18 protein-coding genes and 3 pseudogenes are annotated in these 26,632 nt (G+C 33.5%); 19 read left to right on the forward strand and 2 right to left on the reverse strand.

Features of this window, described 5'->3' with window-relative positions:
- Positions 1–263 precede the first annotated feature (263 nt).
- From BN2144_RS20945 to BN2144_RS07940, 5 genes and pseudogenes are all read left to right on the forward strand, one after another.
- Positions 264–416: pseudogene (locus BN2144_RS20945) on the forward strand (flagellin N-terminal helical domain-containing protein); the annotation flags it as partial.
- 1,050 nt (positions 417–1,466) lie between these two features.
- Positions 1,467–1,658: pseudogene (locus BN2144_RS20950) on the forward strand (flagellin); the annotation flags it as partial.
- Positions 1,659–1,993: 335 nt separating this feature from the next.
- A complete protein-coding gene (locus BN2144_RS07930) occupies positions 1,994–2,128 on the forward strand; it encodes a flagellin (protein WP_033827753.1) in 135 nt (44 codons plus the stop codon).
- A 707-nt stretch (positions 2,129–2,835) separates the two neighbouring features.
- A complete protein-coding gene (locus BN2144_RS07935) occupies positions 2,836–4,698 on the forward strand; it encodes an AIPR family protein (protein WP_033827754.1) in 1,863 nt (620 codons plus the stop codon).
- Positions 4,699–5,150: 452 nt separating this feature from the next.
- Positions 5,151–5,390: a hypothetical protein gene (locus tag BN2144_RS07940; RefSeq protein ID WP_033827755.1), complete on the forward strand. Its 240-nt coding sequence runs from the start codon at positions 5,151–5,153 to the stop codon at positions 5,388–5,390.
- A 128-nt stretch (positions 5,391–5,518) separates the two neighbouring features.
- On the opposite strand, the gene BN2144_RS07945 is transcribed toward BN2144_RS07940, so the two are convergent.
- Positions 5,519–6,658 carry an IS110 family RNA-guided transposase gene (locus BN2144_RS07945; RefSeq protein WP_050632253.1) on the reverse strand — a complete coding sequence of 380 codons (1,140 nt, stop codon included), beginning with the start codon at positions 6,656–6,658 and terminating at the stop codon, positions 5,519–5,521.
- A 611-nt stretch (positions 6,659–7,269) separates the two neighbouring features.
- Here BN2144_RS07945 and BN2144_RS07950 point away from each other — a divergent pair.
- The 5 genes from BN2144_RS07950 to hsdR all read left to right on the forward strand — a co-directional run bounded on the left by BN2144_RS07950 (position 7,270) and on the right by hsdR (position 12,598).
- The gene (locus BN2144_RS07950; protein ID WP_033827756.1) at positions 7,270–7,839 is read left to right on the forward strand and encodes a recombinase family protein; all 570 of its coding nucleotides are present in this window, start codon (positions 7,270–7,272) and stop codon (positions 7,837–7,839) included.
- Positions 7,840–8,066: 227 nt separating this feature from the next.
- Positions 8,067–8,477 carry a hypothetical protein gene (locus BN2144_RS07955; RefSeq protein ID WP_050632254.1) on the forward strand — a complete coding sequence of 137 codons (411 nt, stop codon included), beginning with the start codon at positions 8,067–8,069 and terminating at the stop codon, positions 8,475–8,477.
- A 373-nt stretch (positions 8,478–8,850) separates the two neighbouring features.
- Complete coding sequence (locus BN2144_RS07960; RefSeq protein ID WP_033827757.1) at positions 8,851–9,417, forward strand: hypothetical protein; 567 nt, start codon at positions 8,851–8,853, stop codon at positions 9,415–9,417.
- A gap of 138 nt (positions 9,418–9,555) precedes the next feature.
- Positions 9,556–10,119, forward strand: a complete 564-nt coding sequence (locus BN2144_RS07965) for a helix-turn-helix domain-containing protein (RefSeq protein ID WP_033827758.1) — start codon at positions 9,556–9,558, stop codon at positions 10,117–10,119.
- Between the two features lie 154 nt (positions 10,120–10,273).
- Positions 10,274–12,598: an EcoAI/FtnUII family type I restriction enzme subunit R gene (hsdR, locus tag BN2144_RS07970; RefSeq protein ID WP_033827759.1), complete on the forward strand. Its 2,325-nt coding sequence runs from the start codon at positions 10,274–10,276 to the stop codon at positions 12,596–12,598.
- Between the two features lie 36 nt (positions 12,599–12,634).
- Here hsdR and BN2144_RS19875 read toward each other — a convergent pair whose 3' ends face one another.
- Entirely contained in the window at positions 12,635–12,796 is a 162-nt protein-coding gene (locus BN2144_RS19875; protein WP_154665498.1) for a hypothetical protein, read from the reverse strand.
- Positions 12,797–12,957: 161 nt separating this feature from the next.
- Here BN2144_RS19875 and BN2144_RS07975 point away from each other — a divergent pair, with 161 nt between their 5' ends.
- From BN2144_RS07975 to BN2144_RS08020, 9 genes and pseudogenes are all read left to right on the forward strand, one after another.
- Positions 12,958–13,320 carry a hypothetical protein gene (locus tag BN2144_RS07975; protein ID WP_033827760.1) on the forward strand — a complete coding sequence of 121 codons (363 nt, stop codon included), beginning with the start codon at positions 12,958–12,960 and terminating at the stop codon, positions 13,318–13,320.
- Positions 13,321–13,331: 11 nt separating this feature from the next.
- Complete coding sequence (locus tag BN2144_RS07980) at positions 13,332–14,771, forward strand: class I SAM-dependent DNA methyltransferase (RefSeq protein WP_033827761.1); 1,440 nt, start codon at positions 13,332–13,334, stop codon at positions 14,769–14,771.
- An 11-nt stretch (positions 14,772–14,782) separates the two neighbouring features.
- Positions 14,783–16,270: a restriction endonuclease subunit S gene (locus BN2144_RS07985; RefSeq protein ID WP_050632255.1), complete on the forward strand. Its 1,488-nt coding sequence runs from the start codon at positions 14,783–14,785 to the stop codon at positions 16,268–16,270.
- Positions 16,271–16,390: 120 nt separating this feature from the next.
- The gene (locus BN2144_RS07990; protein WP_033827762.1) at positions 16,391–17,518 is read left to right on the forward strand and encodes a tyrosine-type recombinase/integrase; all 1,128 of its coding nucleotides are present in this window, start codon (positions 16,391–16,393) and stop codon (positions 17,516–17,518) included.
- A 913-nt stretch (positions 17,519–18,431) separates the two neighbouring features.
- Positions 18,432–19,300, forward strand: a pseudogene (locus BN2144_RS08000) (tyrosine-type recombinase/integrase).
- The gene (locus BN2144_RS08005; protein ID WP_033827765.1) at positions 19,297–21,177 is read left to right on the forward strand and encodes a tyrosine-type recombinase/integrase; all 1,881 of its coding nucleotides are present in this window, start codon (positions 19,297–19,299) and stop codon (positions 21,175–21,177) included. Before BN2144_RS08000 ends, BN2144_RS08005 begins: the two are co-directional and overlap by 4 nt.
- 1 nt (position 21,178) lies before the next feature.
- Positions 21,179–21,571, forward strand: coding sequence for a DUF6262 family protein (locus BN2144_RS08010; RefSeq protein WP_050632256.1), 393 nt, complete (start codon positions 21,179–21,181; stop codon positions 21,569–21,571).
- Between the two features lie 118 nt (positions 21,572–21,689).
- On the forward strand, positions 21,690–23,279 hold the full coding sequence (locus BN2144_RS08015) for a site-specific DNA-methyltransferase (protein ID WP_230199777.1): 1,590 nt from the start codon (positions 21,690–21,692) through the stop codon (positions 23,277–23,279).
- Between the two features lies 1 nt (position 23,280).
- Positions 23,281–26,277: a type III restriction-modification system endonuclease gene (locus tag BN2144_RS08020; RefSeq protein WP_033827766.1), complete on the forward strand. Its 2,997-nt coding sequence runs from the start codon at positions 23,281–23,283 to the stop codon at positions 26,275–26,277.
- Positions 26,278–26,632 lie beyond the last annotated feature (355 nt).

A 26,632-nucleotide genomic window follows, 5' to 3' on the forward strand; every position in this document is an offset into this window, starting at 1 on the left:
GCTCTAAGTAGTAATACTTAGATGAACACTTCGTGAATTCGGTGGAACCCCAAACCAGCAGTAATGGTGTGGATGGTGGGCAATACCGAGCCAAGCCTAATGAATCGGTAGAATAGTAGTTAGGAAGGTGTGACGGTCAGGTGGTGAGGAACCGTACCAATAACCCACCCACGAGCGCGGGGCATCCTATTGGGATGAAGATATGACCTGAACTTTATGGAAACATAAAGAAGCAGAGAATAAAAAATCTTTGCGATAACAAATTGATTTCTCTAATCCAAACTGCTGAAGGAGCATTAAATGAAACACACTCAATCCTTCAACGTATGCGTGAATTAGCGGTACAATCTTCTAACGATACTAATACAGATGTAGACCGTGAAGCAATTCAAGATGAAATTAATCAGCTAAATCAAGAAATTGATCGTATTGGTAATACAACAGAATTTAATACTAAAAAACTTATTGATGGTTCTATCGGTGAGAAAAAATTAGCTGGTACTGATAATGCAGCAGTAATTAGTTCTGAACTTGGTAAAGAAACAGCTGCGGTAGCAGATAGTACTACTACAATTGCTACTGGAGATATAACTGCAACTGGTGCTACAACTCTTAATTTAAAAGTTGATGGTGCAAACATAGCAGTTAATTTAGACGGTGATGCATATAAAGCATTTGATGATACTACAAATGTAAATACTAAAGACTATGCTGCTAAATTACAAGAAGATATTAACAAAGCTATTGCGGATTATAACAAAGCAAATGAAACAAACATTTCAGACGTTACAGTAACTTCTAGTCTAGATAAAGATGGAAAAATTAGTATTAAATCAGGGTCTGTTGGTGAGACATCAACTGTAGATATTATTGATGACGCAGGTTCTAAAGCTTTAGGATTAACAGAGGCTGGTGATGGATCCGAAACGGTAAGCTCAACAGGTTCTGAGGGAGTCCTTAGTGCTGGTGGAGCAGGAAATGTTAATGCTATTGGTAGTTTAACTGGCGAAGATGCCAAAATGACATTTACAGTTGATGGTAAAGATATTGCTATAGACTTCACATATAATGGTTCAGACAATAAAGGTCATAAGACTGATGCTACTAAGACAGCTGTCGGTGCATTAGCTGCAGGTACTGACTCAATATCAACTGTAGCAGACGCATTAGAAACAGACCTTAATGCTGCAATTAAAAACTATAATGAGAGTGTTCCAGAATCTGAACAAGTTAAAGAAGTATCAGTTTCTGTAAAAGATGGAGCTTTAGTAGTAGAAAGTGGTTCCGAGGAAGCAACAAGTAGTATTAAATTTGATAATAGCGAAGTTTCTCAATTGTTAGGACTTGCTAATCAAAATAGTGCAACTCAAGGTGGAGGTCTTAAATTCCAAATTGGTGCCAATGAAACGCAAACAATGAAAGTAACAATTGAAGATATGCGTTCAGAAGCTTTAGGTATCAAAGATATTGACCTATCTTCACAAGCTGGAGCTGAATCAGCAATTACAAAGATTAATGATGCTATTGAAAAAGTGTCTACTCAACGTTCTAGTCTTGGTGCATTCCAAAACCGTTTAGACCACACAATTAATAACTTAGGAACATCTTCTGAAAACCTAACAGCAGCGGAATCTCGTATCCGTGACGTTGATTATGCTTTAGCTGCCTAGTGCAGTAACAAGCACAGTCGTCCTAGCTGGTAACGGCTAGTGATTATCATCGGGTGAATTGCTGGAAAACCCTTAGAGCTTTTCTTACCACAACGTAGTTGGAAACGACAAGCGTGAAGGTTTGAAAATAGAAAGATTGGGCAATCAGCAGCCAAGCTCCTGACCCGAAAGGATGGAGAAGGTTCAACGACTAGGGTAGACCATCTAAAGCAAATGCTATGATGATGAAACCCGTAGGTGAAACAATGTCCATCAGCATTGTGAATCCGAAGCTCCCGACCCCTACTAAATTACTAGAGGGTGAAGATATAGTCTAGTCATTTATGAAAGTAAATGTTCGCACGATGGCGAAAGAAATGATGGAACAAACTAAGAATTCAATCTTAGCACAAGCATCACAAGCAATGTTAGCTCAATCTCAACAATTACCTCAGAGTGTTTTACAGCTTTTACGGTAATGATTGAAAGGGCGTCTTATCTGGTAACGGGTAAGAGCATCACTGGGTGAATTGCTGGAACTTCCTAAAGCTTCATCAACCACAACGTAATTGGAAACGATAAGCGTGACGGTTCGAAAATGATGAAGATGGTACAATGGATAATCAGCAGCCGAGTTCCTGTGCGGAAACGCTGGAAAAGGTTCAACGACTAGAGAACACGGTCTAAGGAAAATGCTACGACTATGAATCTCGTAGGGCAGCCAAAGCTGTTCGAAGTACCCAGCCCCACCAAATAAAGTGGGTGAAGATATAGTCTATTCTATGATTGAAAGACATAGCGGCAAAGCAAGCCAACCAATTACCACAAGGAGTTTTACAACTTCTTCGTTAATTTAAGATATGATAGAGGCTTTAGTTTTACTAGAGTCTCTTTTCGTATATGAGTTGAGGTTCGTGTCTATCAATTCAATAACTATTCTTATATGTTAGATAGCTAGAGAAAGTGTTAATCAGATCATTAATAAAAAATATAGAATTATTAGACAGTTTTTGTAAAAGTATATATTTCACTATGGTGTATAATGGATTTGTAGAAGAATAGATCACTGCCTTCATCAATTAAAATATACCTTAAAAAAGTCAAAACTGATAGTTACAGAATATGATCACTAACTCATCTATATCAAAGTAGAGAGAGTTAATATAATTTCAAGGAGGGATGGACCTTGACACTTACAAAGGAAGTAAAGTCTCAAAGAAACTATGAGAAAGTATTAGCACAGAGAATTGAACAATCAATAGAGGAATACATAAAAGAAAATAAAAAAAATGAAAGCAAAGTGGAAGTTGGAAATCTTTTTTGTGAATGGGTACTCTATAATATTTTTGAGTTAAGAGAAGATGAAGTATTAAATGCTGTTGAGGTCTCTGGTAGATTTGACAATGGAATAGATGCTATTTTTGATTACAATGGAGAAATATGTGTTATACAAACAAAGTACAACAACTCTCATAACATTGATGCTATTCAAAGGTTTATTTCAGACTGTAAAAGGCTAGCTAATGAAGCTCCTGATTCTGATAGAGCAACTGTGCAAGAATTGATGGCTAAGGTAAGAGAAGCTTATCAAAAACATGAAACTATTAATTGTTACTATGTAACAAACAATAGTATCATTGATTGGCATAAAACAAATATTAAATCTGAATTAAGTACACTAGGAGATGATTTTAATTCACTTAAATTTGAATTTATCGATTTTGATGGTATTTTAGAAAAATTCCAAATCAAAGATGGCCAATTGCCAAGAGAAATCCGTGATGCAACAATTCCAATTACTATACAAGAAAACTTTGAAAAGTTTGATACAACTGTTGCTATGGTCAGGTTACGAGACTTTGCTAATTTTGTTAATAAAGGTGGTAACCCTCTCTTCCATTCCAATATTCGTAGTCATATAAAGGGGTCACGAATCAATAGAGGGATAAAACATACATTGGAAAATGAACCAGAGAAATTTTGGTTTTATAATAATGGTATTACAATTGTTTGCTATGATTTCTGGCAAAAAAGTGGACAGCTCTTTGTTCAAGCTCCTCAAATTGTCAATGGATGCCAAACAGCAAAAACTATTGGTGATTTTTTTAAAACCAAAACAGTTAAGGAAGTAGAACAACTTGAAAAAGAAGGATATTTACTAATTAAAGTTATACGTACCAGAAAAAACGTGAGTGATAAGGACAAAAAAGCATTACGTGATAATATAACACGTTATACTAACAGTCAAAATGCAGTTAAAGGTATGGACTTCTATGCTCTTGATGAATTTCAACAACAGTTGAAACAACGATTTAAACAATTGAGCTATTTTTATGAAATACAAAGAGGTTCTTTTATTGCAAAATCTCCTGCTGAAAAAGCTTCATATATAGGAGATGAAAGGTATAATTATTTGCTGGACAATGTAAAAAATAAGAACAAATTTGTATTACCTGCTAAAGAGGTAATTCAATCCTATACAGCAGGCATTATCCAATGGCCCCATATTGCTTATGGGAAGGCAAATGAATTAACGCCTAATGGTGCTAAATGGCAGGATATTATGAATGACGATACTAAAAATCTGCCTTTGGAACACTTTTTATTTCCATATTTAGTTTTAAAATATGCAAAAGAAACATTGAAATATAAAGCCGGTCCAAATGATTTTAGGAAAAACTCTGCCTTCTTATTTGTTTCTACGTATTATTTGTTTTTATTGTCCTTATACAACCAAGTAAATAATAGTGAATATGAGTCCCCGATAGATATTGATATAAGCATCTATATATCAATTTTCTCAAATAAGGATATGAATCAAAGGATTATGCACAACATACATGAAATACTGAAAAGCTTTTTCCGTGATAGCCAAGTCAAATCAGAAATTGGAGATAATCTTCGTGGCTTTTTACAAAATAAGGTACATCGTCCAAAAAATTGGAATGTATTAAATCAAAAAGTTGAACAACAAATTGAGGATTTGGAAATGTCAATTGAAGAAGAAGAAATAGAATTACTTAAAGATCTATCACAGTTAATGAACTAACAAAATAGAGTGATTTAGCGTATTACAATAAGGATCCCTACGCCCAAAAGAATATTGTATTACAGGATAATCCAATAGATACTCTCTACTAATATGACATATTGGATAGGTTAGACTTAGTTGGACAGATTCGTCAAAAGATATTAATTACTGTACATTGTGATCACCAAAGTTTCCAAATATTATTTTCTAAATAAAGATATAGTGCTACTCAGGAATAGATATTTCTTATAAGCGTTTTGGACAATTAACAATGACCATTTGAACTTTTGCAATTAAGTCAGGTATGGTTGTAAAAATAATCTGTATTAATTAAATTGAAGGACAAAGTAGATAAAGATGCTAACTAACTGTCACAAAGAGTTTTATAATTTATTTGATAATTTTAAAACAATTCAGAGGAACTCTAAAGTGTTGTTTAGGGTTCTCTTTTTATCAATGAAAGGAACAAAATGGATAAAGAACAAAGAGTATTAAAAGAATTTCTAGAACAACAATTAGAATGGACTAAGGAACAGGCATATATCCTAGACCAAATAAATGAAAAGCTCCATCAAATGAAAAGGATTGCTGTGTATGCGGTCGAGCATAATTTATCAGATTATGAAATCAACGAACTGAATACAAAATTAGATATATTGAAACAAGAAGTACATATGCTAGAAAAACAGATGCATGGTACTGTTCATTAGGACGAAAATTGGTATGCAATGATAATAGAAATGTACTTCTAAATTAAATTATGCACTTTCTTTGTCTTCTTTTAGTTCAGGCTGAATATAAGGCCGTTTGCTCTTCATTATTGAAAATACAATATTCACTAGCCTCCGCTCCACATACACCATCGCTTGTTTCTTTTCCGTCCTTCACATTTCTTTTTATAATACTCATGCATAATAGGGTTTACCTCTTTTCTAATTTGTGTCAAGGCCAGTGAATAGAAGGCTGAGTTTAGTTCACGGTTATCACGTGTATTTGAAAATTTTTTTGAAGTTTCTCCAGAACTATATTCAACAGGAGCAATGCCTGCGAACTTAGCTAGTTTTCCACTATTTGAAAATCGATTAATGTCCCCTATGTAGGCAATCAGGGTAGCAGCTACTATAGTATCGATACCCGGTATTGTTTTAAGTGGATATCCTGTTTCTTCAATCAAGGTGTCCAATTGTTGTTCTAATTTTAATACTTTATCTTCAAAATAATTTAAGCTTGAAATATAGGATCTAATAACATTACTTCTTTCCTCTTCATAGCCATTTTCCCAACAGCCATGTTCTTTAACAACCGTAAGAATTTCCTCGGCCTTTTTTGCTGGTGTTGATTTATTAAACTGTTTTAAAACTTTTAGCAGCTCTTCATTATCTATTTCCATTAATAAGTCTGGATTAGGGAATGTGGCAAAGAATCCTCTAGATGTCTTGCTGTCAAAGTCCTTAAAAAATGATTTATAATTAGGGTAATTATGAACTAAAAGATTGTGTAAACTAACTTTAATATTTGCCATCATCTGCACGTAATTGTTTCGTATACTTAGAGTTTGTTTAATTGTCCAATATATATCTTTTGGATTAGCAAAAGGAAGATTATCATACTCTGTTATTAAATTTTTACAGATTGCAAGGGCATCGATTTCATCTGTTTTATTACGGTTTGTTCCAGATTTTCGTTTCTTTTTGGTATAAGATGAATTTACTTCTTTTACAATAAAATCTTGTTGTATTAAGAATTTGGCAAGAGATCGTCCATAAAAGTTAACATCCTCTAGGCCGAAAATTACATCTTGTCCCTTTGTATGTTCCTTTAGTTTTTTGATAAATTTAGGAAATTCTGTAGGTGTATTCCCAATTTTAAACGTTGCCATTTTAGTGAAAACACAATCGCATAATACAGCAACATGCGTTTTTTTATGAAGGTCAACACCTACGTAAAGATAATCCATTTTGTTAATTTTTTGATTCATTGTATCTTCTCCTTTCAATTTTCAATTAGAATAAGAATTGCAACAGCGTCAGTTATAGCGTTAGAACGATGGAACTGTTCCCGCAGTGATACGTTAGTTTAACAATCACTTATTCTAGAGAAATAATTTAACTTATAGTTAATATTTTTTAACCAATAATTAAATTATAAAATTGATTTGTCATTAGTGCAAAGAGGACATTGGAAAAACAAAAAAACCCGATGGAAAGTTCAAACGCATAGCAAATACTATGACATTTGAACTTATCTCATCGGGTTTTTCCCTTTTTATCCGAGATAAACTAATGTTTCTTAGCTTAAATAATATTTAATTTATAAGTTATTATAATCATAAAATATTAAGATTTCAAGAGTTTTTCAAAAAAGTTTTTAAAACACGCTATTTATAGAGAAGGATAACTAATTAAAAGTATTATACTATAATTTAACGAATGTTTTTTTAAAGTAAATTATAAAAAATACCATATAGATAATCAAAACTTCAAAGTATTGAACATGAAATTCAAGTACTGTAATATTAGGATATAGAGCATAATCAATACTTATGTTCATAAGTGCAACTCCTAAATATACTAAAAGAGGTGTTTTTTCTTGAAATATGGATATGCAAGAGTCAGCACAATTCATCAGGACTTACAAGTACAGATAGAACAGCTAGAGAGGGAAAATTGTGACAAAATATTCTCGGAAAAGTTTACTGGGACAAGTAAGAAACGGCCAAAGTTTCAGAAATTACTCGGGATGTTACAAGAAGGGGATACGTTAGTTGTTACAAAGTTAGATCGTTTTGCTCGAAGTACACAAGATGCTCTTGAAATTATCCAAGATTTATTCAATCGGAATATTAAAGTTCATGTATTAAATATGGGAATTATTGAAAATACACCTACCGGTAGATTGATTTTCACGATTTTTTCAGCATTTGCGGAGTTTGAGAGAGACATGATTGTAGAAAGAACTCAAGAAGGGAAAATGATAGCAAAGCAGAATCCCGATTTTCGTGAAGGAAGACCGAGGAAGTTTTCAAGGCAGCAAATTAATCATGCCCTATCCCTACTAGAGAATCATTCTTATAAACAGGTGGAAGGAATGACTGGGATTTCTGTGTCTACGCTTGTTAGAGCAAAGAAGAGATTCATAGCAGAGAAAATAACAGAGTAATTGCTCTGTAGAGGAAAATGAGGACAATAAGTTGCAGTAACACTATATTCAAAGGAAATCGCTGAGGCAAAGCTTAATTGAGTTAATCATGCTATATTTATAGAAGATGGAGTAAATATAATAACTATTGTTATATGTCTACTTCCATTAAGGCAGTTAATTGGTTTCTATTTAATTTGATAACCAACACATAACGAGTTCTGTTTTTAATAATAGGGGGAAATACAATGGAAAAAAATATAGAATTGGAATCAAACGAAAAATTACGAACCTTGAAGAACCAATATCCGCAATTTTTTGACCATGAAGGAGCATTTCAATTTGAACGGTTCAAGGAGTATCTTGATAACGCAAGTATAGTGTCTTCAATGGAAACATTCTCTTTGAACTTCGTGGGAAAAGAATATGCAAAGTTACTAGCGGATGTTGAAACAGATACAGTTGTAACGCCACTTATTGATGATAGAATGGAACAGGATCTGAATAGTAAAAATACGTATTACATTGGAGATAATTTACATGTTTTAAAACACTTACGCCATTCGTATGAAAATCAAATTGACGTTATCTATATTGTTATACATAGTCTATTAAGATACCGTACTTTAAGTATTTTAAGAGTAAGTTTGATCAGATAATAGGAGTATTTATAGAAGAGTATTTTAAGTATTTTAAGATGATGTTTGACAATTTAATTTCATAAAGTAGACCTCTAAATGACCTCATTTACTACAACAACACTCCCCGTATTTACAACAACATTTCTGATTTACAACAACAATACAATGTAGTAAATCTTATTCATACTAAAAACTGAACTCTCGTTTTCTTTTAAATCACAAAATGAAAAAAGAAAACTAAATAACTCTCGAAAAAACATGGTTATTCGCATAACATAGGTGAACTGTCATGTTTCCTGTATAAGAGTAAGACATCATCATACTTCTTTTTGTTATTATTTTCTTTATTGAATCTAATATATAAGGAATCTATAACAAGGAGGTAGTCAAAATGGATCAAGAAAGATTGCCGTTTTATAAGAGTAAGTGGCTTATTGTATTAATGCTATTAATTGTAGTCCCATTTTTATTATTAGGATGTTCTAATAGTAATTACTCAAACAATCCTGATGATACTGAAATTAAAACGATTAGTTCTGAGGAAGATCTTAAAAACATCATTCATAGTGTCGTAAGAGAAAAAACAAATAATGATAACCAAGAAAGAATTATTTCGCTTTCTATTCAAGAAGATGGTGAATCAGGTGATTCTAATAATAAAATTATTACTGCAAATTTGTTAGCAGATAGCAGTAGCTTTGGTAACACAAAATTCAAAATTTTGATGAACTCTGCAAAAATTTCCGAAAAAATATTCAAAGATGAACAAGTATCACAATTTATCCTCCTATGGGATTTACCTTTGGTAGACGCTTATGGAAATGTAGACAATGCGTTAGTTGCGAGAATTGTGTTGTCAAAAGATACAGCGAATCTTATTAATTGGGAAAATTTGAATTATGAAAGACTTCCAGAAATAGCTGATGAATATTTTGAACACAATGCACTATCAAAATAATCTCCATTAGGTAAAAGAGAGTAGTTATTGTTTACTACTCTCTTTTTTACAACAACAACAAATCTAATTTACAACAACATCATATTGCAATAAAATAGTAAGTAAGATATTAGAACAGTTAAGAGGGTGTGATGCCTTTTGAAAGAGTATTCAGTGAGAGAATTAGCAAAATTTTATGGAAAGCATGAAGAAACTATAAAAAGATGGCTTAGAGCAGGGAAGTTTCCAAACGCTTATAGATTAAGTGATAAAGAAGGTTGGAGAATTCCAGAGGTCGATTTACAGTTATCTCATACGAAAAAAGAAGAAATAAACCCTACTATCCAAACAAATGAATCTCGAACCGATACTCAGAAGAATAAGGATGATGATGGCGAATTAATTAATTTAGCATACCAAGCTGTGACATTGACAATGCCATCAAAAGAGATTATAGACATTCTTTCAATGGTGGGAATAAAACGCACTTTAGAAATCCTCCTGATTATGCAACAATCAGCAACGAAGGTAAAAAATCCAGATGGGTTCATTAAAAAGGCAATTCGTGAAAATTGGAATCCATCTACCATACCGATTAAATTGCCTAAAAAGAAAAGCAAACGATTAATCGAATTAACTAATCAGGACTATGAAAATATGAATTCCAGTGGTGAGGAAAAAATTAAACGTGATCTTCCCTTTTACAATTGGTTGGAGGATTAAATTTAATGTGTTGTTCAATCATAGAACCTAAAATAGTAATTAATTCCTATTGAAATAAGTAGAATAAAGAATCCAGAGTTACCTGATAAATGAAAAATTTATGTGGTTTTAAACGAAAATAGACTATAATCAATATGAAAGGAGGATGACTCTTTTGGATAAGAAAAAATTAACCGAACGTGACATATGTACTAAATTTATTACCCCTGCCATTGAACAAAGTGGTTGGGACATTCATAGGCAAATGAGAGAAGAATACACATTTACCGATGGTCGTGTTATTGTCAGGGGGAATTTGACATCAAGAGGTAAAAGAAAAAGAGCTGACTACCTGTTGTCATATAAACCTAATCTTCCTATAGCAATCGTTGAAGCAAAGGATAATAAACACTCAATAGGAAGTGGACTCCAACAAGCCATTAACTATGGAGATATTTTAGATATTCCTTTTGTTTATTCGTCAAATGGGGATGGGTTTATTGAACATGATATGCTCACTGGAAAAGAAAGAGAATTAAGATTGCACGAATTCCCTTCTCCTAATGAATTATGGAAACGTTATAAAGATTTTCATGGAATTAATGATAAACAAGAGGAAATTATCACTGAACCATATTATTTTGCCGAAGGCGACAAGACACCAAGATATTATCAAAGAATTGCCGTAAACCGTACTGTTGAAGCTATTGCTAAAGGTCAAAACAGAGTGTTGTTAGTTATGGCCACAGGAACGGGGAAGACCTACACAGCATTCCAAATCATTCATCGTTTATGGAAATCAAAGCAAACGAAAAAGGTTTTGTTCTTGGCAGACCGTAACATATTGGTCGATCAAACGATGACGAATGATTTTAAACCGTTTGGTAATGTCATGACTAAAGTTGAAAATCGGACAATGGACAGTTCCTATCAAATTTATTTGGCATTGTACCAACAATTATCTGGTAATACAGATGAATTAGAGATATTTAAACAGTTTAGCCCTGACTTTTTTGATTTAATTGTTGTAGATGAATGTCATAGAGGTTCAGCAAAAGAAGAATCTCGTTGGAGAAGAGTTTTAGAATACTTTTCATCAGCTACGCAAATTGGTCTAACGGCAACTCCTGCCGAAACTGAAAAAGTAAGCAATATTCATTATTTTGGGGAGCCTGTTTATACCTACACGTTAAAACAGGGGATTGCAGACGGATTTTTAGCTCCATACAAGGTAATTCGTATTGGCTTAGATAGGGATTTAGAAGGGTATCGACCAACGAAAGGACAAGTGGATAAATACGGTCATCTTGTAGAAGATCGTGAATATTATTTAACTGATTTTGACAAAAATCTTGTATTAGAACAACGAACCAAACTTGTCGCTAAAAAGATCACTGAATTCCTAAAGAAAACGGATAGATTTGCAAAAACAATTGTCTTCTGTACCGATATTGACCACGCAGAACGAATGAGACAAGCTCTTGTCAACGAGAATTCGGATTTAGTTGCCGAAGATCCAAGATATGTAATGAGAATTACAGGAGACAATCCAGAAGGTAAAGCACAACTGGACAATTTTATTGACGAGGATAGTCCTTACCCTACCATCGTTACGACATCGAAACTCTTAACAACGGGAGTGGATTGTAAAACTTGTAAGTTAATTGTGTTAGACAGTCATATTGTCAGTATGACAGAGTTCAAACAAATTGTTGGGCGTGGTACAAGGCTTAAACCTGAATACGGCAAGGAATACTTTACGGTCATGGATTTCCGCAACGTATCACGTTTATTCGCTGATCCTGAGTTTGATGGAGAACCTGTCCAAATTTATGATCCAGAAGAAGGAGATGACATTGTACCACCAACTCCACCTGATGATGGAAATGGTGGTGATGGTGATGGCGAAAATGGCGGTGACGATGGCGAAGGTGGTTCTGGCCGCACTAAATATTATATCCAAGATGCTTCTGTCAAGGTGATTAACGAACGTGTTATGTACTACGATGTTGACGGAAAACTTATTACAGAAAGTCTTAAAGATTACTCGAAGAAAGGGATTTTGCAAGAATTCGCTACTCTCGATGACTTCATAAAGCGTTGGAATAGTGAAGAGAGAAAAGATGCCATTATTGATGAATTAAAAGAACGTGGTGTCTTATTAGAAGCGTTAAAAGATGAAGTTGGTCAAGATTTAGATGAATTTGATTTGATATGCCACATAGCGTTCGATCAGAAGCCCCTAACACGCTCTGAAAGGGCGAAGAAGGCTAAAAAGGATGATTACCTTTCCAAGTATTCTGAAACAGCCAATGCCGTCATAGAAGCGATTTTAGACAAATATCAAGATGAAGGTCGCTTTGAATTCGAAGATGTAAAAATATTGAAATTCAAGCCATTTGACCAATTCGGGAATTCGATGAAAATTGCTAAAGAGTTCGGTGGGAAAAAACAATATATTAAAGCGATGAAAGAGTTAGAGAAAAATATTTACGCTTAAAATGCTCCTTACTTATCAGGAGCATTTTTCTTTGGTTTATACAGTCACTAAGCCCATTAAATAGTCATATTGAGAACCACCGATTTCATCATCCTCATAGGATATTTGAATTCTCTTTTGAATATTCATTGCCTCTTCGTTCGTGTACCCCTCAAAATATTCATTTGCTAATGATAATAACTCTTTGAAACGGTTCATTTAATCACCTCCCCTGCTCTCTTGTATCTCTATTACTGTTTTGGTTCAACATTATTCAACCAATTTACAGTTGTTTATTTTCTGTATTTGTTATATTATAAAAGAAATGTATATTATGCACTAAATTTGGTGTATAAACTCTGCGTGGTGGAGGTGTTCTTATGAAAGAAGGAGCAGAGTTTTTAAAGGTTCAATCATTTCTTGAAGATATATTAATTCTTCATGGTCTTAGGAGAAATTTAGCTCCAATATTGTTTGAGATGTTTCCATATCTTAATGGACAAAATCAAATCATCGTAAATGCCTTTATGAAAAAAGAATTGGCGAAAAAGGCAGAAACAAGTAAAGGAACGATTGATAACGCAATACTAAAAATGAATGAAGTTGGTCTACTTGCAAGGATTGATCGAGGCACATACACATTTCACCCTGTATTGTATAAAATCAACGACCTACTAAAAAATGAATCCGCAAGTATAAGGATTACCTACACACCAGAAGACAGAACGTTTGAAACAGAATAGGAGGAAGTATTATGAGCATTGAAACATTAGTTAAAAGAATTCAAAATATTATGCGTCAAGATGCAGGTGTTGATGGAGATGCACAACGTATTTCTCAATTAGTTTGGATGCTTTTCCTGAAAGTATATGATGCAAAAGAAGAGTTTTGGGACTTTGAAGAAGATGATTTCGAATCGATTCTTCCAGAAGAATGCCGTTGGAGAAATTGGGCAATTGACGAGAAAGATGGAGAAGCATTAACAGGAGAAGATTTATTAGATTTTGTAGATAACAAGTTATTCCCAACACTTAAAGCAATAGAAGTAGATGCACATACTGAAAAGAGAAAAGCGATTGTAAAGTATGTATTCGAAGATGCAAATAACTATATGAAAAACGGAACTCTTCTTCGCCAAGTTATTAACGTATTAAACGAAGTTGATTTTACTGAGAATGAAGACCGTCATGCTTTTAACGATATTTATGAAAATATTTTAAAAGATCTTCAAAGTGCGGGTTCAAGTGGAGAATTTTATACTCCAAGAGCCGTCACAGAATTCATGGTAGAAATGTTGCAACCGAAGGTAGGAGAAAAAATCGCTGACTTTGCATGTGGAACAGGTGGATTTTTAACATCTGCTTTAAATTATATGAATGACCAAATTAAAACCCCAGAAGATCAAGAAATTGTACAAAGGAATTTGTTAGGGATTGAGAAGAAGCCATTACCTTACCTTCTTGCTATTACTAATATGATCTTGCATGATATCGATGCACCTAATATTCTGCATGACAATTCCCTATCTAAAAACGTTAGGGATTATAAAGATGAAGACAAATACGATGTAATTCTAATGAATCCTCCCTACGGTGGAACGGAAGAAAGTATAATACAAAACAATTTTCCTGTAGCCTTACAATCTTCTGAAACAGCGGATTTGTTTATGTCTTTAATTCTTTATCGTTTAAAGGCAAATGGTCGTGTTGCAGTCGTTTTACCAAATAGTTTTCTTTTTGGTGATGAAAAAGGAAAAACAGCTATTAAACAAAAATTGTTAGAAGAGTGCAATCTTCATACAATTGTACGCTTACCAGAAGGTGTATTTTCACCATATACTTCGATAGCAACCAACTTGCTTTTCTTTGAAAAAACAGGAGCTACAAAGGAAATTTGGTACTTTGAACACCCACTTCCAGAAGGATATGCTCGGTACTCCAAAACACGCCCTTTGAAGAAGTCAGAATTTGAAATTGAAAAGTCTTGGTGGGGAAATCGTGAAGAAACTAAATATGCATGGAAAGTGTCCGTTGAAGATGTTGTAAAAGCTAATTATAATCTTAGTTTCCACAATCCGTTTTTAAATCACGAAGATTATTCTAATAAATCAGCATTAGATTTAATACAAGAATTAAATCAATCACAAACAAAGGTCGTCAGCCTATTGAAGTCATTAGAAAGTAAATTATTGTAAGGAGGGCAAATATGACTACCATTTCAAGAATTCGAGAAAAAGTTTTAGAGCAAGCTATGCGTGGTAAATTAGTTCCTCAAAACAATGATGATGAAGATGCTTCTATCTTGCTTGAACAGATACAGGCGGAGAAGAAAAAATTAATCGAAAGAAAAATAATTAAAAAACAAAAATCTCTCTCCTCTATTGAACAAGATGATATTCCTTATGTATTGCCGAAAGGTTGGATTTGGGTTCGGTTAAGTGACATTAGTATTGTCAAAGGAGGAAAAAGGATTCCAAAAGGTTATTCTTTTTCCGAACAAGCGACAGAACACGTTTATATTAGGGTAACGGATATGAAAAATGGCACAGTTTCTTTGGAAGATTTAAAGTATATTGATGAAGTGGTATTTCAACAAATTAAAAATTATACAATCAGCACAAATGATCTTTATTTAACAATTGCAGGAACAATTGGCAGAGTGGGTACAATTCCAAAAGAACTAAATGAAATGAGTTTAACTGAAAATGCATGTAAAATTACACCAATATTGGTGGATTTAATATATATGAAATATTTATTATCATCTGAGTTGATTCAAAAGCAATTTCGTGAAGGGTATAATCAATTAGCCCAACCCAAATTATCTTTAAGAACAATTGAATCTACGATTGTTCCATTGCCACCTCTCTCCGAACAAAAACGTATTGTAACAAAGATTGAAGATTTACTTTCCATTTGTGATCAATTAGAGAATGAGGTTAAATTTCAGCAGAGAAACATCCAAAACCTTCGTGAAAAGGTGTTAGACGATGCATTGAAAGGACTATCAGTACCACAAAATGAAGAAGATGAATCAGCCGATATATTATTTGAAAACATTCAAGCGAAAAAAGAGAAATTGGTAAAAAGTAAGGTCATCGGAAAATCAAAACCATTGTCTCCTATTGAGGAAAAAGAGAAACCTTACGAACTACCGAAAGGGTGGACTTGGGTTAAACTTGGTGATTTAAGTAAAGTGATACACTATGGCTATACAGCATCAGCAACCGATAAAAATACAGGCGTAAGAATGGTTAGAATCACCGATATTCAGGATGATGCAGTGAATTGGGATAATGTACCTTATTGTGAAATCGAAGAAAAGTCTATTGAAAAGTATGATCTCAAAGATAACGATATCCTTATTGCTCGTACAGGTGGAACCGTAGGGAAATCATTCATAGTTGAAGATGCAAAATACCTATCTGTCTTTGCATCATATCTTATAAGGGTTCAACTTATGGATGGAGTAAATCCTAAGTATGTGAAACGATTTCTTGAAAGTAAATTGTATTGGGATCAAATTGTAAGTCAAGCAAAAGGAACTGGACAGCCTAATGTTAATGCCACAGGTTTAAGTAATCTTATTTTACCTTTTCCTCCTATCGAAGAACAGCACCGCATTGTAGAGAAGGTAAACACCGTTTGGGAAACAATAAATGAGATTGAAGACAATATTGTAAAAGCTAAATAAATTGAATCTCCAACTTTTTAAAGGATAAGTAATAATGCTTATCCTTTTTTGTATATTGTGTGATAAAATAATATAAAGGACTTAAAATACCTAAAATACATATTTTAAGAAGGTGAATGCATGAAGGTTCAAAAAATTGACATTGGTAACAATCAATATCGCTACCTTCTTTTAGACAATGACTTTAATGTAATCGAGCCAGTCAAACGATATTTAAAATTTCTTGATAATAAGGATATGGCAGAAAACACCTTAAAAAATTACGCTTATCACCTTAAATCGTACTTTGAGTACCTGAATGAGATTGGGCTTTCTTATGATGAAATCAGTTCCGAAGGAAATAACCCAATAGAGATATTAGGGAACTTTACAAGTTGGTTAGAAAATCCAACCATCATAAATGATAAAATATCATATCTATCACCGCCTGAACCGAAGCGAAGCAACCAAACTATCAACATTATAGTCGATTGTGTACTTGGATTTTACGAGTTTTTGGCAAGAGGAAATGAGCTTCCTGAATTAGACGTATATAAAGAACAAAGAATGAATCCACAATTCAAAAGTTTTCTGCATGAACTAATCCCTAATTCCAACTTAATAAGGAAAAATATACTTCACCGTAAAACCGAGAAAAAGGAAGTAGAAGCTATTACAAGAGAGCAGTATAACCAATTATTGGAACACTGTTACACGATCAGGGATAAGGCTATAATCGCCGTTCTTTTTGAGGGTGGTCTAAGGCTTAGTGAGGCTCTTGGACTGTTTATTGAGGACATAGAACCGTTTAACAATAAAATTAAGGTTCAGCCAAGAGATAACCTTGAAAACGGGGCTAAGGTTAAAAATAAGGCAAAAGGCGAGTTGTATGTCCCTCCTTATGTGATGAAGTACATTACAGACTACATTGTGGAAGAACTTGTAGATGTTGATACCAACTTTTTATTCGTTAATTTACGAGGGAAAAACAAAGGCAAACCGATGCAGTCTATTACCATACAAAAGCTGTTCAACCGATTGAGTAAGAAGGTTGGATTTTACGTGCATCCTCACATGTGCAGGCATGGACATGGCACTGAATTAGCAGAATCAGGTTGGGATTTGGTTGAAATTAAGGATAGATTGCGACACACGAACGTACAATCAACAACCGTATATACCCACTTGTCAGATGAACATAAGAAAAAGAAAATAAATGAATATCATGAGAAAAAGGGGATTTCAAATGACAGCAACCAATCTGAATAAGTTACCTTCCTTAGATTTCTTCTTTCAGAAAGACGTTATCAATATAAAAGAACATCCAGATGCCAGGGTACGATTAAAGGTGAACAGAAGAAGGTCAACGATATTTGACTTTAGTAAGTTAAGAATGCCTGTACGGTTGGAACTAAAGCATTATCTTCAAGAAATATTGTCAAAGGATATAGCCTATAATGCCTTAAATTCATATTTAACCCCACTGCAACATTTTATTGATTTTTTAAATATAGAATCAGCAACTCATGACAGCCTTTCTCTTCGAAAATTTTCATTAGAATTAAAAAAAGACTTCAAAAACTATTTAGAAAGTATTGGTGTCGCTGTTACACATTCAAGACATGGACAGTCTACTTCTCTAAAAATATATGAACGAGCTTATTTGTTCGTAATGGATCTCTATAATGGTTCTAACCCATTTGATAAGGACATTTGGAGATTAGAACAAATGGGAATTGAAAGTTCAAGATTAATCGAAAGTAAGAAAATGAAGACAATTTCCTTTCACACTATACCGAATGAATTGAACCGTAAACTTGCCAAGAAATATATGAAATACCTCATGACAACAACGGATAAGGCGATCTCTACTATAATCTCAAAGTTAAAATACATTAGGGAATTACTTACTTTCTTAGAAGATAAGCCAATAACACAAATGAGTCGAAGTGATGTTGAAAGGTTCATTCAAAAAATAGATAAAAAAGACTTAAAAAATGTTACCTTTAATGACAGTATTTTTGTCGATAGCAAATTTGTGGAGTATTTAATCGTTTCTGGTGATTTAACGATGAATCATTTTTATTCAAATGACATTAAATCAGTTAATAGAGAACATTCATATAAAGCTGTAGACGAAAGTGTTATCAAGCAGATATTTAGTGTATTAAATGAAATCCCGATGCAAGAGGCTTGTATGTTTTTACTCATATATTCCACTGGAATGAGGGTAAGCGAGGCTTGTTCGATTAAGTTGAATAAACTGTTTGACAACGAGAACGGATATTTATTCGCTTTTATTCAAAAAAAATGCGTAAGGAAGTTATGAATCCAATTCCTAAATCACTTTATGATTTATTGAAAACACAAAATAAGAGGATGATTAAGAATCATGGGAAGAAAACAAAATACATCTTCCCTCACTCTGACCTTAAATGTTATCCATCAGGGCTTTATCGAGAAAAAATGCAGGAATGGTTTAAGGAATTAGGAATCCAAAATCCTGACGGCACATTGTATCATTTTAAACCGCATGATTACCGTCACACACTTGCGACAACGATGATTTTACATGACATCCCTTCATCTGTTGTCCAAAAGGTTTTACATCACGATTCAATCGAAATGACATCTTCCTATATTGATATTCAAGATCGACAAAGAATTGAACGCCATAAAGAGTTCATTAACATTAAAGGTGAATCCATGCCTATTCATATTGATTCATCTATGGATATTGATGATATTGCTAAAGTGGAGTGGCTAAAAAAGTCTATTAATGCTCAAATGCTTCCGAATGGAATGTGTTCTCTTCCAGTGGCAATGGGGAAATGTCCACATGGAAATTCATGCTTAACGTGCGGAGATTTTAGAACAAGCAAGGAATTCCTCCCTGTTCACCAAAAGCATTATCAAAATGTTTGTAGCCTTCTGGACTATGCGAAACAGCAAGGGTGGCAAAGACAAGTTGAAACGAATGAAGAGGTTAAAAAGAACCTTGAAACAATTATTGAGAAATTACAAGATGGGAATAAGGAGCTTACTTCATGATGCTTAATAATGTACTGGAACAAAAAAAGAGTTTTAAATCCTTTCCCCTGCAAGACTATTACAAACAAGATATATGGGATTTGACAAAACATCCACAATTCGTTGAATTAAATGAAAATCAAAAGAGTTTTATTGTAAATAGAAAGCACACAATTGATTTTACGGATATGAAAAAAGACGTACTTTCTAATGAAATTAAATATTACTGCCAATATTACATTGAAAATATGAAAAGATTAATAACTTCCTTTGTGACAGATGTTGGTGGAATTAACCTAACCATTCAGTTTATGAATGAACATTTGAAAGAGATTGATAGTTTTATTGAATTAGAGTTGGGGGAATCAACACAATCTTTTTCTCAATTCCTAATTTCCAACGGGTATAAAACACATACAGAAACGAATAACGCCTTGTCAGAGGATATGGAATACAAAACATATAAGACTCCGACAACATATATGAGGTTCTTTCAGAATATGCATAAATTTATCCATGAACAGTATAGCAAATCAGATCAACCAAAGAACTATTTTGACAAAGATAAATGGGATATTCGTGAACTACCTTTTAAAATTCAGGGATTTGATCCTTCAAGGCCACGATACACTATTTCTTTTGAAAAAATTGTTCAAGAAAAGATAAAGGGCATAGCAAAGAAATACACGTTAGAGAGGCTAAAAACCAAGAAGTATTCTACGTGTGTAGATGATTTAAAGGGAATTAATTTTCTCTCAGAGTTTCTTAACGACAACTATCCTGAAATTCAATCGTTGACACAATTGAATCGTACTATCATTGAGGAATTTCTTGGTTACATCAATTTGAATAGCAACTTAAAGCCAAGAACGCAATCATCAAGAATCGGTGCAGTAAAAACCTTTTTTGAAACGTGTACCCTGTTTGGATGGGATGAAGCTCCTAAACAAACGTTGCTTCTTACCGATGATGTGAAGAAAAAATATAAGGTTCTACCTAAATTTTATGAAGACAGTGTACTTACTCAAATAAACAAAAATTTAGAGCATTTACCTGTTCAAATTGCCAGAATGGTTTTCGTGATACAAAATGTTGGTATGCGAATTAGCGAACTTTGTAACCTTGAAAATGACTGTCTAAAAAAAGATACAGAAAATGATGATATTCTTGAATACTTTCAGGAAAAGACACAGGACTGGAATCGAGTTCCAATAAAAAAAGATATAGCTTTAGCAGTTAAAAAGGCGAAAGAACATAGTCAAGAACAATTTGGCAAACAAGTGAAATACATTTTTATGCAAGATGCCGATAGACCAATTAGTAAAGACACGTTCTCTTATCACTTAAATCAATTGATGAAGAAATATGATATTCGTGATAGCAGTGGTAATTTAGTAAGAATAAAGTCTCACCATTTCCGAGGAACAGTAGCCACTAAATACGCTAATATGGGAATGTCAACAAACGTCATAAGAAACCTATTGGGACAAAGATCGTTAGGAGCGATCCGTCACTATGTTGAAATACTTGAAGAAACGATGACTGATGCCATGCAAGACCTTCTAAATTATCAAGACCAAATGATTCAAAACATAGGCAACAAAGAAGCTGTTATTCAAATTAATGATGAAGATAAAGTTGAAATTCCACTTCCGAATGGAAAATGTGCAAAGCCTTTATCATCGGGCAAATGTACACATGCCAATGCCTGTTATACTTGTGCTATGTTTAAGCCAGATCCTAAAAACATTGACCTATTCAAATACCAACTATCCGAAGCTAAGACCAATGCAGAAATGGCTAAAATAAATGGGTTTGAACGTGTTCTGCAAGTGAACGAAGATTTAGTAGATGCTTTAGAGAAAATCATTGCCTCTATTGAAAAGCGAGGTGCGTAAAGTGAAAAATACAAGCAAAATTGTTTCAATGGCAAAAGAAAAAACAGAAATAAAAAAGAGTACAGTTATCGAAACGATAAATAAAATGATTGAAAACGGAGAGAAAATTAACTTTTATACCGTTACTAAAAGAGCAGGAGTGTCTAAATCCTTTCTTTACAAATACGATGAAATAAGAGAGTTAATTGAAAAATATCGTCAATCACCTACCAAAAAGAAGCAATCAAAAGATGCGAAAGACGTGATCATCGAATCACAAAAACGGAAAATAAAAGAATTAGAGAAAGAGATTAAACAATATCAAAAGGATGAATTGTGGAAGGAGAAATTCGAAAAGCTAAATGAGGAAAATAAGGATTTGAAAAAACAGCTTGAAAAATCATATAAATATTGAATTATTTTCACCGCCTTTTCAAATTAGAAAAGGTGTTTTTTTGTTTACGTTAAATACTGTATTCAAAGATAAAACAATGGTATTGGAAACATCTACTACACTATAACTATATATAAATATTGACCCACCATATAATACTGGAAGTGATGATTTTAGTTATACCGATGAATTTTTATTCAGTTTAGAAAAGTTAACAGAAATTGTCGGTGATGAGGAAAAGGCTCAACGAATTTTGGATTTACATGGTCGTAGTAGCCATTCAGCGTGGCTAACATTTATGTATCCAAGAATATTACTTGGGTATAAATTATTACGAGAAACTGGTGTGATGTTCGTTAGTATTGATGATAATGAACAGGCAAATTTAAAGTTGTTATTAGATGAAATATTTGGAGAAAGCAATATGCTCGCCAATAATACAGTTATTGTTAAGACAGAAGGTCGCCGCTATGGATACTTTGCTAAAACACATGAGACTTTGTATGTATATGCTAAAAATGCTGAGTTGGTCCAATTACGTGAGATACCGAAGGCTGACATGACATTTGACTATTATGACGAGTACGGTGGTTTCAATTTACAAGGATTACGAAATCGAAATGCAAAGAAGTTCAATATCACCAACCGTAAGAACTTGTATTACCCATTTTATGTAAATACTAATGAAGTTGATGAAAATGGGTTTATGCCAATCTCTTTGGATCCTGTAGAAGGATGGGAAGAAGTTTACCCTGCTAAAACTAATGGAATTCAGAGTGTTTGGCGTTGGGGTAAAGGCGAGGGAGAAAAAGCTCGTGTCGAGTTTCATAATTTAACTGCGAAGCGCGATAGCAAAGGGAAAATTCAGATTTACCAAAAAAAACGGAGTAAAACAGAACCACAAAAGACGTTATGGCAGTCTAAAGCATATACTTCATTTCGTGCAACTAGAGAGTTGGAGGATTATTTTGGTACGAGTGAATATTTTGAAACTCCAAAACCAATTAGTTTATTAGAGCGAGTGCTGGAAATAGCGCCCGCAAAAAAGGATATGATAATTCTAGATTACTTTTCTGGTTCTGCTACAACTGCAGATGCAGTAATGAGAATGAATGCAAAAGACAATTTAAATCGCCAATACATTATGGTTCAGCTACCAGAAGAAATACCTAACGATAAACCTGCTTATAAAGATGGATATCGAACCTTAGATGAATTAGGACGTGAGCGTATTCGTAGAGCTGCTAAGAAAATCAAAGAAGAAACTCAGAAAGATATCGATTATGGATTCCAAACTTTCGTAGTCCGTAAGGCTCCTACTATTTCACTAGATAAAATTGTTGATTTTTCTGAACAAATATCTAAGCAAACAACACTTGGAATAGATGTTGAAGGTCATATCGCAAAATATGACTACAAAGGTGTCGATGGGATTCAGACATTGCTTACTACGTGGTTGCTACGAGATGGATATGGTCGATTAGCTAAGGCTGTTGAAATAGATTTAGGAGACTACATAGCCTACTATTATGGAAAACGAATATATCTAATTAATGAAGCCCTTGTTTCAAATAATGTAGTTGAGTTGTTAAAGATGATTGACAACAAAACGCTAGATGTCAGAAATGTAACAGTGTTTGTTCCCTCAATGAATTTTGAAGTGTTGCGTGAATTGGATATTGCTTTGCGCACTCGTAAGGGAATAGCGTTAGAAAAGAGGGTGGAATAAAGTGCAATTACAAGAATTAGATTATCAAATAGAAGCTTTGCAGTCCGTTGTAGATGTATTTCAAAACGTCCCATTAGTTCGCGAGTCATCAACGGCGAATCCAATATTTAATTTCAAGGACGATTTTACTCGTCAAATCATCAACCAAAACATTCTTACAATTCAGGAGAGAAATAAGATTGATCCTATTTTACGCACACCTTCTCGGTTAGAGTATACAGAAGACAATCCTCCTCTCGGTATTGACGTTAAGATGGAAACTGGAACCGGAAAAACGTATGTTTATTCACGTTTGATGTTTGAATTAAAACGTGAATATGGATTTAATAAATTCATAATTATTACTCCTAGTGTACCTATCAAAGAAGGAACAAAAGCTTTTTTACAATCTGAGGAATTTAAAGAACATATTAAGCTTTATGAAGAGTTTTCTAATCTAAAATTGGAATTATCCGTACTTGACCCACAAAATCAAAATAGTAAAGGTCGGCGTTATCCTCCACGATCTGTAAATGTATTCTGTGATGGCGATGCTTTTGCAAAGAATAACGTATTTTGTTTTTTAACTGGTATGAGTATGCTTAAAACAGGAAAATACTCAACTTTATATAGAGATGACTATGATCAAACAATGTTAGGTGGAACCACTCGTCCTGTTGATGCTTTAGCAAAAACTCGTCCAATTGTAATTTTAGATGAACCACACAAGTTTAGCCGTTCTAATCAATCATGGAATTTTATACAAAAGTATTTGAAGCCATTGGCAGTTATACGTTTTGGCGCAACGTTCCCTCTTAATAAAGATAAGAAAAGAGATTACGAAAACTTAGTATATAACTTAACTTCTGCGGAGGCCTTTAATCGTGATCTTGTTAAAGGGGTATCTGTCTATTATCCTGAGTTCGAGAATCCTAATAAAACTCGTTTTACGCTCGTAAGTTTAACTTCTAAACGACCTAAAAAAGCTCGCTTTCGAAATGAGCAGACAAAAGCTATTTATGATATTAGTATTGGGGAAAATTTAAGTAGACTTGATGAGTCTTTCGGGAATCTTTTTATAGAAGATATAGGCAAGCAGGAAGAACTTAATGATTTAGTTGGTATTCGACTAAATAATGATAAAGTTTTAGCGGTTCGGGATTCTTTAATTGCCGGAGTGTTTACGACGAGTTATCAAGAATTGATGGTGAATCAAGCAATTGACTTACACTTGCAAAAAGAGCAGGAAAATTTCATTTCTAAATCACCAAGATATAAAACATTAACTCTATTCTTTATTGATTCTCCTGAAAGCTTCCGTTTAAAGGATGGCTCAGATGGAAAGTTGCGAAAATATTTCCATGAAACATTTACTTTAAAAGTTAAGGGACTCATAGACAAGTATGAGAGCAAAGAAAAATTACGAGATGTAGAACAAGAATATTTGCAATACTTGAAAGCTAGTATTGAAAATATTCGAGGTACAAATGGTGGATACTTTTCTAAAGACAATTCAATAAAAGAGGAAGATATTCAAAAAGAAGTGGAAGAAATATTACGTGATAAAAAAAGTTTATTATCATTCAAGAATGAAGATGGCAGCTGGAATGTTCGTCGATTTATCTTTTCGAAATGGACCTTACGGGAAGGCTGGGATAATCCAAACATTTTTACAATAGCAAAACTTCGTAGTTCAGGAAGCGAAAACTCAAAAATACAAGAAGTTGGCCGAGGGTTACGTTTACCAGTAAATGAGTTTGGTGTTCGGGCGACTCCCGGTGAAGATTCGTTTTTTCTAAATTACCTTGTTGATCACACCGAGAGAGAATTTGCAGAAAATTTATATAACGAAATTAACGAAGACATTGTAAATTACAGAAATATTAAAGGTTTGTTAGATCAAGTTGCAAAGAAATTAGATAAGAAACCTGCTGTATTAGCTGGTATATTAATGGCGAATGAATTTATCGATGAAGAATATAATATCATTGAAGAAAATCGCAATAATTTCTACGAAGCATACCCTGACTTTAAAGTGGGATTGAAAGCTGGTAAAGTAACGAAAGGAAAGCCTGAAGAAGTGCGTATCCGTAAGGAGAACTTTTCAAAGATAAAAAACTTGTGGAATGAAATTAATAAAAATTACATGGTGGACATTCAGGATGTTTCAGAAGATGTAATCCGTAAAGGGATTAGAGCTAGTCTATCACCGGATTTATTCAAACATGAAATATCCTCTTTTAAAAAGAAAACAATTACTTCTGATGGCAGTTCAATTATTTTGAAAGAGGAATATGAAGGTGAATTTACTGTTTTCGATGTAAAAATAGGCTATGGGGAATTTTTAAGGAAACTAAATAATCGGACTTGTCTTCCGATTCCATTATTACATCAAGAAATCGTTAGATTCCATAAAGAAACTAATCAAGAAATTTCACCAACTAATCGCTCCGTTCAAATGTTTATTACTAACTTTGAAAGCTGGTTTATTCAGGAGTTTGCATCTCGATACACGTTTCGAAAATTGAGTGATGTCAGCGGCCAGACTGCACTAACAAATGAGGATGGTACTCCAAAAGATGTAGTAGCTCAAGCTGATATTGGTGTATTCAAATCTAATAATTCTTTACCTGAAAACTATCTTTATGATCGATTTGTGTATGATTCAACAATTGAAAAGGAAAATATCCAATACTCAAATATTGAACGTGTAGAAGTATTTGGGAAAATCCCCCGTCGATCTATCAAAGTACCAATGTACTTTGGAGGCACAACAAGTCCAGATTTTATGTACGTGTTAACAGATGAGAATGGAAATCAGTCAATAAACTTAATTATAGAGAGTAAGGGAGTTGAAAAAGAAGATGATCTAAGGGGAGTCGAGGAATATAAAATCGAAGCTAGTAAGAAGTTCTTTAATACACTTAAAGAAGATGGAGTGAATGTCACTTATAAACTTCAGTTAAGCGAGGAGAAGATTTTAAATCTCCTTTCAGATGATATAGATACAAAATCATAATCTCTTCTCTTCTTTTACCAATTTGGAGCAATTCTGGCTAGTATAGCAGTGTTTTGGTTGAATAATGAGCATAAGAACGAAAGCCTATGTGAATATTTTCGATTATTGTATTTAGAGATGATTTATAAACATATTTCTATTCTATATACCCTAACCACTATCTTCAGTGAAAATTGCAATGAAATGTTTAGTGTACTCGAGGCAAGAGATAGAGGAAGTAAATGAGCATAATTGACAAATATTGCTTTATTAAGGGCTAAGTCAAATTATAAAATATACAATCATAATTCAATCGTAATATAAAAAATGTAAAAAGCCGCGGGTTTTATTAATCCCACGGCTTTTTACAACTTAA

This window comes from Bacillus andreraoultii, assembly GCF_001244735.1.
Classification (GTDB): domain Bacteria; phylum Bacillota; class Bacilli; order Bacillales; family Caldibacillaceae; genus Caldifermentibacillus; species Caldifermentibacillus andreraoultii.